Source organism: Anderseniella sp. Alg231-50, assembly GCF_900149695.1.
Lineage (GTDB): Bacteria > Pseudomonadota > Alphaproteobacteria > Rhizobiales > Aestuariivirgaceae > Anderseniella.
The window spans coordinates 1,071,562-1,086,587 of record NZ_LT703003.1 but is presented as its reverse complement, the minus strand read 5'-3'; the positions used below and the strand labels follow the sequence as shown (position 1 = coordinate 1,086,587).

At 54.3% G+C, this 15,026-nt stretch carries 14 protein-coding genes and 1 tRNA gene; 6 read left to right on the top strand and 9 right to left on the bottom strand.

Annotated elements, in window-relative coordinates:
• The first annotated feature begins 5 nt into the window (after nucleotides 1-5).
• Nucleotides 6-437, top strand: a complete 432-nt coding sequence (locus DHN55_RS05165; RefSeq protein ID WP_337659940.1) for a response regulator — start codon at nucleotides 6-8, stop codon at nucleotides 435-437.
• A gap of 345 nt (nucleotides 438-782) precedes the next feature.
• Nucleotides 783-2,804 carry an EAL domain-containing protein gene (locus DHN55_RS05160; RefSeq protein WP_108880281.1) on the top strand — a complete coding sequence of 674 codons (2,022 nt, stop codon included), beginning with the start codon at nucleotides 783-785 and terminating at the stop codon, nucleotides 2,802-2,804.
• 240 nt (nucleotides 2,805-3,044) lie between these two features.
• On the opposite strand, the gene DHN55_RS05155 is transcribed toward DHN55_RS05160, so the two are convergent.
• The 5 genes from DHN55_RS05155 to DHN55_RS05135 all read right to left on the bottom strand — a co-directional run bounded on the left by DHN55_RS05155 (nucleotide 3,045) and on the right by DHN55_RS05135 (nucleotide 8,866).
• Nucleotides 3,045-5,249, bottom strand: coding sequence for an amino acid adenylation domain-containing protein (locus DHN55_RS05155; RefSeq protein WP_108880280.1), 2,205 nt, complete (start codon nucleotides 5,247-5,249; stop codon nucleotides 3,045-3,047).
• A 388-nt stretch (nucleotides 5,250-5,637) separates the two neighbouring features.
• Entirely contained in the window at nucleotides 5,638-6,723 is a 1,086-nt protein-coding gene (locus DHN55_RS05150) for a nucleotidyltransferase family protein (protein ID WP_108880279.1), read from the bottom strand.
• A complete protein-coding gene (locus DHN55_RS05145) occupies nucleotides 6,723-7,430 on the bottom strand; it encodes a glycosyltransferase (protein ID WP_108880278.1) in 708 nt (235 codons plus the stop codon). The genes DHN55_RS05150 and DHN55_RS05145 overlap by 1 nt, the downstream gene beginning before the upstream one ends.
• A 3-nt stretch (nucleotides 7,431-7,433) precedes the next feature.
• A complete protein-coding gene (locus tag DHN55_RS05140; RefSeq protein ID WP_108880277.1) occupies nucleotides 7,434-8,174 on the bottom strand; it encodes a glycosyltransferase in 741 nt (246 codons plus the stop codon).
• Nucleotides 8,171-8,866: a hypothetical protein gene (locus DHN55_RS05135; protein WP_337659939.1), complete on the bottom strand. Its 696-nt coding sequence runs from the start codon at nucleotides 8,864-8,866 to the stop codon at nucleotides 8,171-8,173. The genes DHN55_RS05140 and DHN55_RS05135 overlap by 4 nt, the downstream gene beginning before the upstream one ends.
• Nucleotides 8,867-8,935: 69 nt before the next feature.
• Here DHN55_RS05135 and DHN55_RS22230 point away from each other — a divergent pair, with 69 nt between their 5' ends.
• Nucleotides 8,936-9,187, top strand: coding sequence for a hypothetical protein (locus DHN55_RS22230; protein ID WP_337659938.1), 252 nt, complete (start codon nucleotides 8,936-8,938; stop codon nucleotides 9,185-9,187).
• A gap of 83 nt (nucleotides 9,188-9,270) precedes the next feature.
• On the opposite strand, the gene DHN55_RS05130 is transcribed toward DHN55_RS22230, so the two are convergent.
• Both DHN55_RS05130 and DHN55_RS05125 read right to left on the bottom strand, forming a co-directional pair.
• A complete protein-coding gene (locus DHN55_RS05130; RefSeq protein WP_108880275.1) occupies nucleotides 9,271-9,696 on the bottom strand; it encodes a PqqD family peptide modification chaperone in 426 nt (141 codons plus the stop codon).
• 194 nt (nucleotides 9,697-9,890) lie between these two features.
• Complete coding sequence (locus tag DHN55_RS05125) at nucleotides 9,891-11,177, bottom strand: twitch domain-containing radical SAM protein (RefSeq protein WP_108880274.1); 1,287 nt, start codon at nucleotides 11,175-11,177, stop codon at nucleotides 9,891-9,893.
• A 273-nt stretch (nucleotides 11,178-11,450) separates the two neighbouring features.
• Here DHN55_RS05125 and DHN55_RS05120 point away from each other — a divergent pair, with 273 nt between their 5' ends.
• Nucleotides 11,451-12,047 (top strand): class I SAM-dependent methyltransferase, encoded by a 597-nt coding sequence (locus DHN55_RS05120; protein ID WP_337659937.1) that lies wholly within the window; start codon nucleotides 11,451-11,453, stop codon nucleotides 12,045-12,047.
• A gap of 195 nt (nucleotides 12,048-12,242) precedes the next feature.
• Here the strand turns inward: DHN55_RS05120 and DHN55_RS05115 are convergent, their stop codons facing one another.
• Both DHN55_RS05115 and DHN55_RS05110 read right to left on the bottom strand, forming a co-directional pair.
• Nucleotides 12,243-13,205, bottom strand: coding sequence for an FkbM family methyltransferase (locus DHN55_RS05115; RefSeq protein WP_108880272.1), 963 nt, complete (start codon nucleotides 13,203-13,205; stop codon nucleotides 12,243-12,245).
• 74 nt (nucleotides 13,206-13,279) lie between these two features.
• A tRNA-Gly gene (locus DHN55_RS05110) sits at nucleotides 13,280-13,354 on the bottom strand.
• Nucleotides 13,355-13,459: 105 nt separating this feature from the next.
• Between DHN55_RS05110 and DHN55_RS05105 the strand changes: the two genes are divergently transcribed.
• Together DHN55_RS05105 and trxA are read left to right on the top strand one after the other, a co-directional pair.
• The gene (locus DHN55_RS05105) at nucleotides 13,460-13,975 is read left to right on the top strand and encodes a prolyl-tRNA synthetase associated domain-containing protein (RefSeq protein WP_443111123.1); all 516 of its coding nucleotides are present in this window, start codon (nucleotides 13,460-13,462) and stop codon (nucleotides 13,973-13,975) included.
• Nucleotides 13,976-14,056: 81 nt separating this feature from the next.
• The gene (gene trxA / locus DHN55_RS05100) at nucleotides 14,057-15,013 is read left to right on the top strand and encodes a thioredoxin (protein ID WP_337659936.1); all 957 of its coding nucleotides are present in this window, start codon (nucleotides 14,057-14,059) and stop codon (nucleotides 15,011-15,013) included.
• Nucleotides 15,014-15,026 lie beyond the last annotated feature (13 nt).

Below are 15,026 nucleotides of genomic sequence, written 5' to 3'. Positions count from 1 at the left end.
ACACTGTGAGAATCTTGATTGCTGATGACGACGAAGACGATCTTATGCTGATTGCCGACGCCTTCAAGGAGTCCCGGCTCATGAATCCCATTGACTTTGTCAAGGACGGTGAGGAGCTGATGCACTACCTTCGCAAAGAGGGCCAATATGCAGATACTGGCGACATCCCCCTGCCCGGCATCATCTTGCTGGACTTGAACATGCCAAAGAAGGATGGCCGCACGGCGCTTAAGGAAATCAGGGAAGATCCAAAGCTTCGCAACATTCCAATTGTTGTGCTGACCACATCAAAATCCGAAGAGGATATCCTCAAAACATACGACCTGGGTGTAAACTCCTTCATTACCAAGCCGGTCACCTTTGACCGTCTTGTCGATGTGGTGAAGGTGCTTAGACAATACTGGATCGAGATTGTTGCAATTCCGGCAAACGCCTAGCGCGTGATGCACCTGAACCAGATGCTGCAGGTCGACAAAACCTGCGAAACAAGAAGCCCCGTCATGAAATCCATGGCGGGGCTTTTTGATTGCAATGGATTTGGTCTGAAACATCGGCCCGGTTGAGCGAAGTGCCGCCCGGGCGCGTTTCCTGTGCATTGGTTTCCCGGCAACGAAATAGTTTAGCATCCGGTGCAACACATTGTTCATCAAGGCAGTTGAAAGTTACCTTGAAACAGCCGGTTTCAGACTGACGTTAAGGGAATAAAGCTGCCTTCACGCTACACCCGATGATTGCATGCGGTCTTCGCACTATTCCTACTGCTTGCAACTAAGGGGCGTGAAATGAAGAACAAGACCCGTGTCTTGATCCTTGATGACGACGATGATGATATTTTCCTCATCCAGGAATTGATAAATGATATCGATGCGTCGAGCTACGTGGTCGAATCGACGAACCTGCCCGCTGAAGCAGCAAAAATTCTGAGCGGGGCGAAGACTGATATTGTCCTGTGCGACTACCGCATGGGAGGCGTTACCGGGATCGATTTCATCAAGGAGCAGCGGGAACGCGGCGATGATACCCCCATCATTCTGCTGACCGGACTGAATGACCGGTCTACAGATGAAGCTGCGCTGAATGCGGGCGCTTCCGACTTCATCTCCAAGATCAACCTTCGGTCTGACACACTGGACCGTTCAATCCGCTATGCATTGGCCAACACCCAACGCCAGCGCGTATTCCAGTCAGTGCTGGAAAACGTGAATGCCGGGGTTGTGATGGTAGACGAGAACCTTGTTCCAAGCGTCTGGAATCCGGAATTCGAACTGATCGTCGAATATGCTACCGGCAAGCGAAGTGATGAATCGACCAGGGCTTTCCTTAAAATGATGCTGGCCGAGAAGCAAAAGCTGACCGTCGGGAACCGGGTATATGAAAAAAAGGTCTCTTACACGGCCGACAAGGCAATGGTCTTGCTGCTTCACGATGTAACCCAGCACATTGAAGCGCTTCGCGAACGCGAAGCCGCCAAGAACAAGGCAGCACACCTGGCGATGAACTGTTCACTGACCGGCTTGCCGAACCGCAACTCGTTCGTTGAACGGATCGAAGCGGAAATCGAGAATGCAGAGCGGCACGGTTATGAATTCTTCATGCTGATCCTTGACCTGAACAAGTTCAAGGAAGTCAATGATGTCTACGGTCATCACACGGGCGACGTGCTTCTGAAAGAGGTCACGAGCAGGTTCAAAAAGGCATGCCGCAAGGGTGATTTCCTTGCCCGGCTTGGCGGAGATGAATTTGTTGCAATTCAACGCTGCGGCCCTGGTGCCAAGGATCGGATACCGGAGCTGGCACACCGGCTTATCGAGTGTGTTGGACGGGTTATGCATATCGACGGAATTGAGCTCCAGGTCGGGCTCAGCATCGGTGTCGCCCAATATCCGCAACACGGCCGCAATGCCGAGGAACTGTTGTCCAATGCAGACACGGCAATGTACCGGGCGAAACGCCAGACAAGCGGCCAGATCCAGGCTTTCAATGAGGAGATGGACCGGAAAATCCGTGAGGCACGGATGCTGGGACAGGAACTGAGGGTCGCTGTTGATTCCGGAGATATAGATGTCCATTTCCAGACCCAGGCTGATGTGGAAACCGGCAAGATCACAGGACATGAAGCCCTGGCGCGATGGACCCATCCCAAACTTGGCATCATATCGCCTTCCACATTCATTCCGATAGCCGAGGAACGCGGCTTGATCACCAAGCTGGGTCAGGTTGTCCTGGAAAATGCCTGCAAGATCGCATCCCATTGGCCGAAACCCCTGACCGTCGCTGTAAACGTTTCTCCTGTCCAAATTCGCGATAGCAATATCATTGAGGTTGTGCATCGGGCACTGGTCGATTCAGGTCTGCAGCCAGAGCGGCTGGAGCTGGAAGTGACCGAAAGCGTCCTGATTGATGACAAGGTCCGCGCGCTGCATGTTTTGCGCGGCCTGAAAAATCTTGGTGTTTCAATTGCCCTTGATGATTTCGGTACCGGCTTCTCGTCTCTTTCAACGCTGATTGCCTTCCCGTTTGACAAGATCAAGATCGACAGGTCGTTCATCGAGGATTGCAACCGCAATGAGCAGGCAGCTCTTGTCACCCGCACGATCATCAACATGGGTTTGCAGATGGGCTGCAAAATCATTGCTGAAGGCGTGCAGACCGAAGAGCACATCACATTTCTTCGTCAGGAAGGATGCCAGTCCATGCAGGGTTACCTGATCGGCAAGCCTTGCAGTAACGAAGATCTTCTCATCAGGATGTTACGGGACATCAGCGGCAAGCGTGCGGCTCTGGCACGACGTTTGACCGCATAAGTTTTTGTTTTCAAGCCAGTATTCTATTTAACTGGTTGTCTTGCAAACACATTGCGCCCTGCCGGGCAGCACAGTCAGCACATCGCTCAGGGTAGCCAACAACGTGTCCGGACACACCGGGCGCTACAGCAATCATGCACCATATCCCGAATCCTGTTCATGCAGATTTGTTCACAAGAAAAACCCGGGGCTGCATGGCAGGCCCGGGTTTCGTCGCTGGGTCGGTTTTCACTTCGTTCGTTACAGGCGAGGCACCTCGGAAAGAAGCTTTCTGTTGATCTTCCCCGAAACCGTGAGGGGCATCTCGCCAAGGAACCGGATTTCCCGCGGCACATAGTACGAAGGCCGGCTCTCAGCGACCAGCGCTTTCAGTGCTTCTGCGACATCCGCAGTGGGTTCAGAGGAAACAACATAGGCAATCAGGTTCTTATTTCCGTTGATGTCCTCAGCAACAACAACAACATCCTTGGTTTTCTCGTCGCTGCGGATCACTGTCTCGATCTCGCCGAGTTCCATGCGCACGCCGTTGATTTTCACCTGGAAGTCATTCCGGCCCATGTAGACGATTTCACCATCACGGCGGAAATAGGCCAGGTCACCGGTCTTGTACAGGCGCTTGTACCGGATGTCTGGCAGCTCGGTGGTCACAAAGCGCTCTGCGGTCAGTTCCTCGCGCGCCCAGTAGCCACGTGCGAGTTGAATGCCGCCGATATGAAGCTCGCCGGGCACCCCGATTGGCGAGGGCTGGCCATTCTCATCCAGAACATACAGGCCGGTATTGGACACCGGCTTGCCGATCGGGATCATGCCATCTGACGACTTGCGCTGGCAGTGATAATAGCTCACATCCACTGCAGCTTCCGTAGGTCCATACAGATTATGGACTTCAGCATGCGCGTTGGCTTTTTGGTAGAATGTCTCCACGCTGTCAAAGCCGAGCGCCTCTCCTGAGCAGAAGAGCTTCTTGATCGGCAGCTTGTCGAGGTCCGGCAGCATCAGGAAAAGCCGCAGAATCGAGGGCACAAAGTGAAGGTATGTCACCTGGTGCACGTCCATCAGCGTGTACAGATAGCGCATCGCCACGTGGCCGCCTGGTTCGGCAACCACCAGCGTAGAGCCAACGGCAAAGGACCAGAAGAACTCCCAGACCGATACATCGAACGTGTACGGGGTCTTTTGCATGACCCGGTCTTCAGGGAGCAGTCCGTACTCCTCGTGCATCCACACAACACGGTTGTGTATTGCTTCATGCTCCACCGTGACGCCTTTCGGTTTCCCGGTCGAACCAGAGGTGTAAATCATGTAGGCCAGAGCATCGGGTTCAGGCGCAAAGCCCAGATTGTCCTCATTTCGCTCTGCTATATCGACTGCCCCGTCACCGATTACGGTCGCATCCGCGTCCAGCGGCAGGCAATCGGCCAGGTGCGGCTGTGTCAGCACCGCTTTCGGCTGGCAATCTTCGATGATCTCCGTAATCCGCGATCGCGGATCCTCGGTGTTTAAAGGAACATAGGCGCCGCCGGCTTTTACCGTGGCCCAGATGGCGACCACCATCTCGATGCTCCGTTCCATGCAGATGCAGACAAAATCATCCTTGCCGACACCAGCCTCGACAAGTTGGCGTGCCAGGCGGTTTACCCTGCCGTTGAACTCGCCAAAGGAAACCGCCTGGTCCTTGAAGATGATTGCCGGATGATCTGGATTACGCTCGGCTGCCTTTTCCATCATTGCAACAAGACCGCCATCATAGCCGTAGTTGATGCTGGTCTCGTTCCACTGGTTGATTACGGTTTTGCGTTCGGCCGGTGACATCACCTCATGAAGTCCGAGGGGCCCGGAAGGATTTCTCGCAATATCGCCGGCAAGCGTCAGCAGTCGGCTGTAAACGCGGTCTGCATATTCCGGTTCAACATAGCCGGCTGTACGGATATCAACCTGTCCGTCCTCGTGGACATGAAAATGAATATCTGCGTCGACATCAACCGCCGGCAGCGATCCCATGCTCACGATGAGGTCAGAAACACTGTCCCGGTGGTAATAGTTGTGGGCGGCGGCACTGACCAGAGAAATGCTTTGCTGAACGCCCACCCGGCTCGCAAAGCCTGCAAATGCTTCGCGGGCTTCAATGCCCAGCTGGACGATGGATTCGATACCTGCCTGCGCGGGCAGGACTCCGTTAACCAGCTTGAATGTCGCTTCCTGGTCTTCGGAGGTTCTGCACAGGTATACCCCCAGCACCGAGAGCACCAATGTGGTACGGGCCATATCAGGGAATGACTGCGCCAGAGCGTCGATTTGCGACTGCCAGTCACTGTCGCTGGCAATCTGAGCTGTCCCGGCACCCTTTGAAACACGCCGGTACAGATCGATATCCGACAGTTTTGTGAATTCGACATCACTGGTGTCCGCAACGCCGTTAAAGTGCTTTTGAGCTAAGTTATTCATCCGCCAATCCCTGCTTAAGTCCGTTATTTTGTATCGGTTGAGGCAATTCGGACATATGCCTGCATAGGTTGAAATAACCGGTTTTCAATAAGGAACGCTTACGGCGTTTGGTATACTTTTGATAACCGGAAACGGCACAATTCAGGCGTTTTTTGATACGGTTTCTTAAGCAGACGGATCAGTTCAGCATTCTGTGTTTCTGCTGCATAGTTGCGTCCTATGCAGAATGTGACTTCATCCGAAGCAATCGAGATGTTACGGGACCGCGAAATTGCCAGGCAGGCGCACGCGACCGGGAAACGTGACGGGCAGGTCATCGCGAAACAGCATGACGGCAATTACATGCTTCTCTCCATAGACACCGGGGAGCTGCACTCGCCGACCACGGCTACCAATCCTTTGACGCGTGGTACCCGGTTTCTGCGAACACCTTCTGACGGTTGAGTAGCACCAGTTCGCGTAATGGCAGGTTGAAAATCTTTGTGACACCATATGTCGGCGCCTGCGCGTAAAACATCACTGCTTCATCGAGGCCGGTCGCCTGTCCTGCGAGCAGGCTGAGCACCTGGTCGGGAACATCGATACGCAGTTCGTGTTTCAGGTAACTCAGGCAACTGAGCAATGCCCACGAGCCCTTGCACATTGCGGCGACTTCCAGGACACGTGCCCAGTCGAGATCGTCGCTGTCAACTATCTCAGCCAGATCGAAGGCCCACATGCCGCTGGACATATGGCTGGGAACAAACCGGCGTATACCCTGCATTGCGGTGAACACAAGCAACTCCGCCGGCGCCGATACCAGCACATCACGCCCGCGAAAGTTGGCTGCGATCCCTCGTTCCCAGATTCCGGCAATCACCTCATCATCAAGAAACGGCATATGCACAGGCTGATGATGCACGTCCACATCCGAGTTATCCCGGTTCTGCTCACTGCCGCGCTGCAGGTTGATGCCGGCATGATACCTGCACCTTTGCAGAGCCGTCTCCACATCTTCAGCACCGCCCCAGCCATGCTCACATAACGAGGATACGACGAGACGAAGGTCTTTGCGCTTCACCATCAGGTCTATATCCGAGGTCACGCGACGGGTCAGCTTGGTCATTTCGAGGGCTTCAAGAGCAGCCGACTTCATCAGGTAAACGGGGACATCCCTTTTGGTCAGAATGTCGAGTGCGGCAGCTGACCGGTTTAGCTGCATTTGAGACTTCGTCCAAAGCGCCTTCGCCATGCCATGCAATCGGGGTATCTCCGGACACTCCGGATCTACTTTCGGCAACCTCCCGGAAAACCGGGCCAGTATTTTGAACTGCGGCCAGGTACAGTCATCAATGTCATTGGCGGCTTTCCAGTTGCGCCAGTAAGTCCGCGCCTCATCAATAGGAAGCAGTGTTGCCTTGATAAGCTGATCTGTGTTCGGGTCAGGCCAGGCTTGCAGCGCAAACCAGTTTTTCAACCGGTAGTTCAACGACATCACACAGGGTTGCCCCTCTTCTTGTGTTTCTGTGCAATGGCACGGCGAGCCACCTCGAGAACATACGGACTCATGGAATCCTCGGCACCCGAAACCTTGCGTGCACCGAGGGTACCCGGCCTGATACGGCGCTTCATTACGGTTTCCGGGATGATTTTTTCCACGATGCCGCCAACACGGGCGTTGCGAAACCACTCGACCAGATGAGCGTTCCTCAACGTCTCATCAAACTTGAACTCTTCCGATGCCACCCAGCGCCGGCGAATGAGCAGACAGCCGTTCAGGTAGCCGGGCCGACCTCCTTTGACATAACTCAGTGTCGCAAACCGCTCAGGCGGAATGGAAGGGCATTCAAAAGTGTCGTAATGGCCGACAACAACGCCTATGGCCGGATCACTGTTCAGGGCAGCAATCTGCAGTCGGGTTTTATCAACCTCCCACAAATCGTCGGCATCCAGGATGGCAATCGCATCACCGGTCGATGCCGCAATACCGGTATTGAGAGCGCTGGGAACACCACGATTTTCGGTCTGGATGAGCTGTATCTTGTGCGGGTGTTCCGCCACGACCTTCGCGGTGTCATCCGTCGAACCATCGTCAACAACAATCACCTCATCCGGCTTAACTGTCTGCGCAGCAATGCTGTCAAGTGTCTCATGCAGCGTGTCTGCGGCGTTCCACGCAGCAACAATGGCACTGACTTTCATTCTCTAAAATCCCACCACATCCGCAAACGGCGTCAACGGCTCGGTAATTCCGGCAGCTTTGCGACGCTTGAGGGAGTTGATCAGGGAGCGGTGAAAATCCCGCTTCTCCGTCGTTGTCAAAGTCGTGGTCATGGAGTTGTCATGACGTCTGTAATACAGGGTGATCTCATTCATGATGGTGAACGGCAAGGACGCTTCACGAATACGTAACATTAGGTCAACATCCTCGGAATACGTGAACGTTTCATCAAACAGTCCGACTTCGTCAAACACATTCCGCCTGTAGATCGTGGCTCCCAGGTGGACGTGGAATATCTCGCTGGTGCGCGCATCGCTTGCCGGTTCGAGGCCATTTTCAATCTGCTTGTCAAAATACAGCACGAAGCCGGAAACCATACTGACATCCGGTTTGGCAACCAGGCGTGCGACCTGTGTCTGCAGCTTACCGGCCGGCCACAGGTCATCGCTATCCAGAAACGCGATCACCTCTCCGGTTGCCCGCCTCAGCCCCACATTGCGTGCCGGACCCGGTCCTTTCTGCGGACCGTCATGAACAATGATTGAACTGTCAGTTCTGGCCAGCGCCGAGACGATTTCAGCGGTGGCATCTGTAGACCCGTCATTTATCACATGAATTTCCGTCACCGCGACGGACTGTGTCTGGATTGATTTTATCGCATCCGCCACAAACAGTTCGCCATTGCGCACCGGCATGATGACACTGATGTTCGGATTGGCGTTCATGACCTGCTCTGCTGCTGTAGAAATTCCTGAAGCACGCTCAGGCCTTCCCTGGGGTTGGTTCCGACGAGCAACTTGTAAGTGGGTAGAGCCCTGGCAATCAAGCTGCAATGTTTCAAGGTCTCCGGCATGGCCGTGCGCAATATGTTCATTGTCGATGGCGCCAGCGCAGCTACTGCATCAACTTTGGAAAGATCTTCAATCTTACTGGTCTCGACACCTGTTAACTGCAGGGAAAAAATAGCTTCCACCGGGAGCTGACGCACAAAATTCTTTCCTGCTGTCTTTGATATCGGGATCAATGCCTTTTCCCCTTCTGTCCGACTTTGATTTGTCGCCATGGCAACCTGATCGGTAAACATCTCCTCGGCCATGCCTGTTAGTTTCAAAACATCGAAGATCGGAAAGCTCACAGCGTCCGGTTGCGTGCCGACAAGGACAAAATCATCGCCTGTTGTTTGCCAGCCGCTAGAAATGGCAGCTGCTGTCATCGTCGACTTGCCGCTGCCCCCGACCCCGGTCAGCATAATGCCACGCTGATCCAGACCAATAACAGCACCATGGATCATTGCGATATCTGACTGCAGGCATGTCCAGTGGATGAAGTGCCGAAGCGGAGAGCCGAATTCCCAGTACGGCAATTTGTCATCGCCGCGCAGCCAGTAGAGCCCGGTCATGGACTTCAGATCAAACAAGTGCCAGATGCCACGTTCATCATCAGACGAAAGCGCCAGGCCATCGTTCGGCCGCCAGCATATGCGCTGATGATCCTGCGTGTTTTCTACCGGAAACGGCCAGTGGCCGGGCGGCGGCGCAACCCCGGTCTGATCGGATACCAGGACATACACCACCGCATCCGGTGCGGCATTGCCTTCGGTTTGTTCAGCATGTTCCAGAACGGGGCACACCACCGCTTGCGCATGGCCTGCTATGAACCGAACCGCCATGGTGACATGGCCAAACCGGAATACACGCTGCCTGCCACCAAGTTCAGACCACAACGTCTGGGCACATGAAATGTTGGCTCGCAAGAACTCTTCGATTGAGGATGCCTCAACATTCATCATCTGGCTCCCCGCGGTCACGAACAGGTCTGTTGTCAGGATTCCGGACGTCGGACCGGCCAGCCATGGTCGGGATCTGCATCGTGTACCGGGTCAAGCATGATAAGTTCCTGCAAATCGCTGTGCACTTCCAGGTTGGGTGCTTCGAAGGGGGTCATCTCAGCATCATTCGCGACAGCAATCTGCTCATTGGCTTCAATTTCGAGCAACAGTTTTTCGTCATCGAGAATCTTGACAAAGCCTTCGACCATCTGCCGGATATCGTGTTCACCGGGCAAATAGCGTTTCTGAAGTTCCAGCACCAGTTCGTCTATCGAATGCGGCCGGATCAAAAGCTGCCATATTGCAAGAGCACTGCCGCTCAGGCCGTAATACTTGCCGGTTTCAAAATTGACTGCGACCATTTCCCCGCCAAAATCCTCATAAGACAGACCGACCGGATTCAGATAAAACAACTTCATTGTGGTGATTCAATCAACTTCTTGCGGATCAATGAAACCGGACACCTCCGGTTGTGATAATCGATACAGGCATGCCGCACTTGCAGTCAATAATTACCGAACCCACGGCTGTCACGTTGGAAGTTCGCAGAAACTCAATCACCTGACAGTAGATTTGTTGCGATTGGAGATGCGGCGAAACTGACGTTTGAACATCACGTGCTCCAGCCTAGAAGGGACCGTAACCTGGTGAATGGATTGAACTGCGGCACATCATCCAGCACCGGTTGCAGGCTGGGTAAGGTCGCCCCACTGTCCTGAGAACGCAACTCATCGAGTTTTTTCATCATTTCACGAAACAGCGGCAGTTTGCGTGTCAGGTCTTCAGAATTCATGTACCTGACCATGCCCGTCAGGTGTCGCGAAAACTCGCTTGCCTTGTCGGGATCCGGTTCATGTTCGCAAAGCACATTTTGGATGTAGTCCTCGATCTGCTTTGCCGCCTTCCGCTTGAGTTTTCCCGGCAATACCTGGGTCCGGTAAAAATCCGGTTCCTGCAGGGAATGCAGTTGAATCTTGCTGGGCACCGCATCGCATTCTTCCGTCAGCGCCCCAAATAGCTGCGGAAGAGACAGAATATTAAATACCGACACCGTCACACCAAAGCAGATATCCGCATGGGGGCACTGTTGCCTCAACTCTGCGACATTACTCACAAACTCATCCCAGTTGAACCCGTTGCGCACCAGCGCGCCTTCGCCATGGCTCGCGTCAACGCTTGCAAAAACAACCACTGTGTCAAATTTCGACCACAGGTCGAAAACCGATTTGCCGGCAAGGCCGGTTCGTGACATGTTTGTGTTGTAGCGCAGGCGAACATCTGTTCTTCCGCGCTCGATGAGCAAATTCAGCAATGCGTAGTGTTCCTCCATCATCAGGGGTTCACCGCCTGCAAAATACAACTCCTCCAGTTTATCGATACCATCGCCAATTTGCTCGACGACATCATCAATTTTCCCGAAGCTCCTGATTTCCGCCTTGCCGCCCAAGGTCACACCGATTGCCTTACCGTCCTTGAACCAGCTCGAGCTGGACCCGTGCCAGCAACTGCGGCAGCTGAAATTACACAGATTGGAGAATCGCAGGTCCAGCATGACTGGAAATTCGGGCGTGACCGATGCAAGATTGTCGGCAGCCCTTGTCAGTTTATCATTCCATTCAGAAAGCCCGTCTCGCGCATCCAGTCGCATGCTGGATCCTTCCCGCTTTTCACGGTCAATGCACTTCCAGCAAGCTTTCAAGGGTTTTCCAGCGATGAAAGCTGCGCGAACCTTGGCCAGTTTCTCGCTGTTCCATGCTGCGTTCAGCGTGGTATCCCTGAGGTTGCCAACCTCACCATCAAACTCGCAGCACGGCGCAATTTTTCCATCTGTGGCGACATAACTGTTAATCCAGGGATACAGACAGAACCCTTCGGGCAGGGTTTTTTCATTGTCGGACATCAACCGCCTCTCCAGTTAACAGGCTACCAGCGTTATCACAGGTTAGCTCTTCCGCTTCCCGATTAACAACACGAACTACAGTTCAACTGGCATCTGTACTGTCAAAAGTGCCGGCCCACAGCGGGTAGAAATTGATCATCTCTATACATTTCAGCATCACCAACATAATATTCGCACGTACCAGATCGGCGGCGGCGTACGTCCGCAGGCAGGCTTGTGTCGAACCGGTCAGCAACAACCCCGACCTATTATCGATTGAGGCGTCAAATCAGCGTGTTGGCAGGAAAAATCCGTAGCCTGTTTGCAGGCAAGCAGGCTGATAGCCCGAGTTCACCTGTCTTTCAGGAAGACTGGTTCTCAGAGAATGAGGAATCGTTTGAACAACTCCTGGGTGATTTGGCCGGCCAGCCTTGTCAGCTTCTGGAAATCGGCACCCACGAAGGCCGATGTGCCGTCTGGCTGCTTGAAAACATTGCCACGCACCCTGGCGCCAGGCTGGATTCGATAGATGTGGAACTGCAGCCCAGCTTTTGGAGCAACATTCAGTCAACCGGAGCCAGGGACAAGGTCACGCTGCATCTGGATATTTCTGCCAGAGTACTGCGGAAATTGCCACTCTGGGCATTTGATTTTGCCTATATTGATGGCAGTCATTGGACAATCGATGTTCTGGAAGACGCTGTACTGGTTTTCAGGCTGGTGAAGCCGGGAGGCATCATCGCATTTGACGATTACGAGTGGGACGATCCCGAATTCAATGAACACGGAGTTCCCAAACCCGCCATTGATGCATTTTTGAACCTGTATCGCGAGAAACTGGAGATACTCACAATTGGCAGTCAGGTCTGGGTGAAGAAATTGTCCGACTAAAGCCGTTCAGGTTTGGGCCGGGTCAAGTTCAGGCTTCAGAATTGTCGCTGCGCGCCCGGGCCTGCAGCACTTCAGTTCCCCGCGCATGACCGAAAGGCAGGTTGTGTGGTTCTCATTTCAGACATGAAACCGGTGCAAAAGCGCAGCTTGTCAGCCTTGCGCATGCTGGCCCGTCACGCCTTTCAATTCAATCAACTACCGGCCCGATGCGAGCTTCAGCCAGTTGCGCAGGAGCGATGCGGCGGTTGAACGTTTTCTCGCAAGCAGTCCGAGGGTTTCATAGTGCGTTTGCTGGTCGGCATGCCAGAAAAAAGAGTTTACCCCGGTTGGTAACTTCAGTACCGGCTCCAGTACATCGCCATTACGCGTCGCAAACCGGTACCCCATGTCCTGCAGCACCTTCAGCATCTCCGTGCGGAACTGAGCTGCTTCTATCAGGAGAAGCGGTTTGTGATGGAGCAGCGTTTCACGGGCGCCGGCCACAACTTCCGGTTCAAGGCCTTCAACATCAATCTTGATCGCGCATATGTTGTTGCCTTGCAGGTTCAGGCCCTGTGACTTGAGAGCATCATCCAGCTTCATTACCGGCGCCTGGATGAGCGCCAGGTCGATATCTACCGGGCGATGGCTCCGGTAAGCCTCAATGTCGCCGAAGCGGATTGTGTTTTCGGCAAGTGATTGCCAGTGAATGTCGTTCCACGCCGTTGCCAATGCCGTGATGGCGATGCCATTGACCACGGGGGTAACGAATTCCAGAATGGCCGATGAATTGCCCAGCCCCATAATCCGGTAGTCAAACCTGTCGCCGTAAACCTTCTTGAGGGTCGCCAGGTTTGGATCGTGCAGGTTGAGTGCTTCAAAGCTTAATACGCGGGCGCCGCTGCCACTTGCCCAGATTGATTCAGCCGAATAGCCGCAATTGGCCCCGATATCGACGATCAGGTCGCTGTCATCGGTAAAATGTCTGAACACCCGGTAGTCCGCGTCATGCATTGCAAAAGGCGGTTCTGGCGCGGGTCTGTCGGCCGTGTCGGCAACAAAACGGCTGGCCTTGGAGCGGTGATCAGGGTTGCCCGGCAAGGCGTCATAGAGCGCTTTCAGGTGACGCATGACATCGTCAACATGACGGGCGATCAGGTCTCCGTCGTCGTCTCGCATCCGGCCTCATTCCAATCGGTACGCAAAAAGCGCCCGGAGGACGCTTGTTCAGTATATCACTGTTTTGCAGTAATTGGAGCGGGCGATGAGATTCGAACTCACGACCCCAACCTTGGCAAGGTTGTGCTCTACCCCTGAGCTACGCCCGCATCCATGGGGCTTGGCGGCAAACAAGGTCGCCGCAAGCGCCGCTATATTGCGCAAGCGGGAACTAAATGCAATAGCACACCGGTGACAAAATAAATTCTTCTTCTCTGCCAGTTACCGGAGCCCCCATGTCCACCACGCCCGAGCAATTGCTGCAACATCTGACCGACCTCGGCATCAAGACCGAGACAACCGAGCACGAAGCGGTATTTACCGTTGAACAGGCCCGCGCACTGCGCGGCGAGATTCCGGGCGGGCATTGCAAGAACCTGTTTCTGAAAGACAAGAAGGGCGCGCTCTGGCTCGTCGTCTGCCTTGAAGACGCGGCGATCGATCTCAAAGGCCTGCCGTCCCTTATCGGTGCGGCGAGAATTTCCTTCGGCAAGGCTGAGCTGTTAGGTGAGGCCCTCGGCGTCGAGCCGGGTTCGGTAACGCCGTTCGCCCTGATCAATGATACAGACCGCAGGGTCAATGTCGTGCTTGACGAGAAAATGATGCAGCACGACGTCGTCAGCTATCATCCGCTGGTCAATACCGCTACGGTTACGTTGACACCGGATGATCTTCTGAAGTTCATTTCTTCTTGTGGTCATGAACCGCAGATAATCACACTTTATGACTGAGCTTGCGGCTGATTTGCAAAATGCCGGCTGCGAGACCATGTTATCGACATCATATTTAAGGCTGTATCCAGGAAGGCCAAGATGACAAACCAAACATTCTCGATGGGAACATCATTCAATGCCGGCGGCACCACCCCGGCGCCGGAAACCGGCCCGTCGGCGGCACAGCTCATCAAGGAGTCTGATACCGCGAACTTCATGACCGACGTCATCGAGGCGTCAAAGTCGGTTCCCGTTCTGGTGGATTTCTGGGCACCCTGGTGCGGGCCGTGCAAGCAGCTCGGCCCCCTGTTGGAAAAGATTGTAACGGAAGCCGGCGGCAAGGTACGCCTGGTCAAGGTCGACATCGACGCCAATCAGCAACTGGCGCAACAAATGCGCATCCAGTCGATCCCGGCCGTGTTTGCCTTTGCCGACGGACAGCCGGTTGACGGTTTCATGGGCGCGCTGCCTGAGTCTGAACTCCGGACCTTCATCGACAAGATTGTCTCCAGTCATGGCGGCCAGGCCGAACAGGTCGAGAAGGCACTGGAAGCCGCCGAAGCCGCCCTGGAGGCTGAGGCAGCCGATGAAGCCATGGCGATGTTTGAACAGGTTTTGCAGCTTGAGCCGGAAAACGGCCGTGCCATTGCCGGCATGGCCAAGGCATTCATCGCGGTCGACAATCTCGAAGGCGCGCGCGAACTGCTTGCCGTGATCCCGCCGGCCCTGGTGAACGACGCCCATGTTTCAGGTGCGCTTGCCGCGCTGACCGTGGCTGAAACACCAGTTGATGACGGCGAAATCACCCGGTTGAATGAAGCCGTGGCAGCTGATGAAACCGACTTCCAGTCTCGTCTCGACCTGTCGGTTGCATTGAACGCCGCAGGCCAGGAGGAAGCAGCACTTGATCATCTGATGTGGCTGATCGAAAAAGACAGGGCCTGGAACGACGATGCGGCGCGAAAACAGCTGCTGGTATTTTTCGAAGCCTGGGGTCCGACCCACGAATTGACACTTTCGGGCCGTAGGCGGTTGTCCTCGATATTGTTTGCCTGAGTAAAGGTGATGG

What these genes read in the sequence shown, in the direction of transcription:
- DHN55_RS05140 (WP_108880277.1), bottom strand. Translation starts at nt 8,174, where the DNA reads ATGAACGCCAATCCGAACATCAGTGTCATCATGCCGGTGCGCAATGGC.
- DHN55_RS05125 (WP_108880274.1), bottom strand. Translation starts at nt 11,177, where the DNA reads ATGTCCGACAATGAAAAAACCCTGCCCGAAGGGTTCTGTCTGTATCCC.
- DHN55_RS05155 (WP_108880280.1), bottom strand. Translation starts at nt 5,249, where the DNA reads ATGAATAACTTAGCTCAAAAGCACTTTAACGGCGTTGCGGACACCAGT.
- DHN55_RS05160 (WP_108880281.1), top strand. Translation starts at nt 783, where the DNA reads ATGAAGAACAAGACCCGTGTCTTGATCCTTGATGACGACGATGATGAT.
- DHN55_RS05115 (WP_108880272.1), bottom strand. Translation starts at nt 13,205, where the DNA reads ATGCGAGACGACGACGGAGACCTGATCGCCCGTCATGTTGACGATGTC.
- DHN55_RS22230 (WP_337659938.1), top strand. Translation starts at nt 8,936, where the DNA reads ATGATCCTGCGTGTTTTCTACCGGAAACGGCCAGTGGCCGGGCGGCGG.
- DHN55_RS05145 (WP_108880278.1), bottom strand. Translation starts at nt 7,430, where the DNA reads ATGAAAGTCAGTGCCATTGTTGCTGCGTGGAACGCCGCAGACACGCTG.
- DHN55_RS05130 (WP_108880275.1), bottom strand. Translation starts at nt 9,696, where the DNA reads ATGAAGTTGTTTTATCTGAATCCGGTCGGTCTGTCTTATGAGGATTTT.
- DHN55_RS05150 (WP_108880279.1), bottom strand. Translation starts at nt 6,723, where the DNA reads ATGTCGTTGAACTACCGGTTGAAAAACTGGTTTGCGCTGCAAGCCTGG.
- trxA (WP_337659936.1), top strand. Translation starts at nt 14,057, where the DNA reads ATGACAAACCAAACATTCTCGATGGGAACATCATTCAATGCCGGCGGC.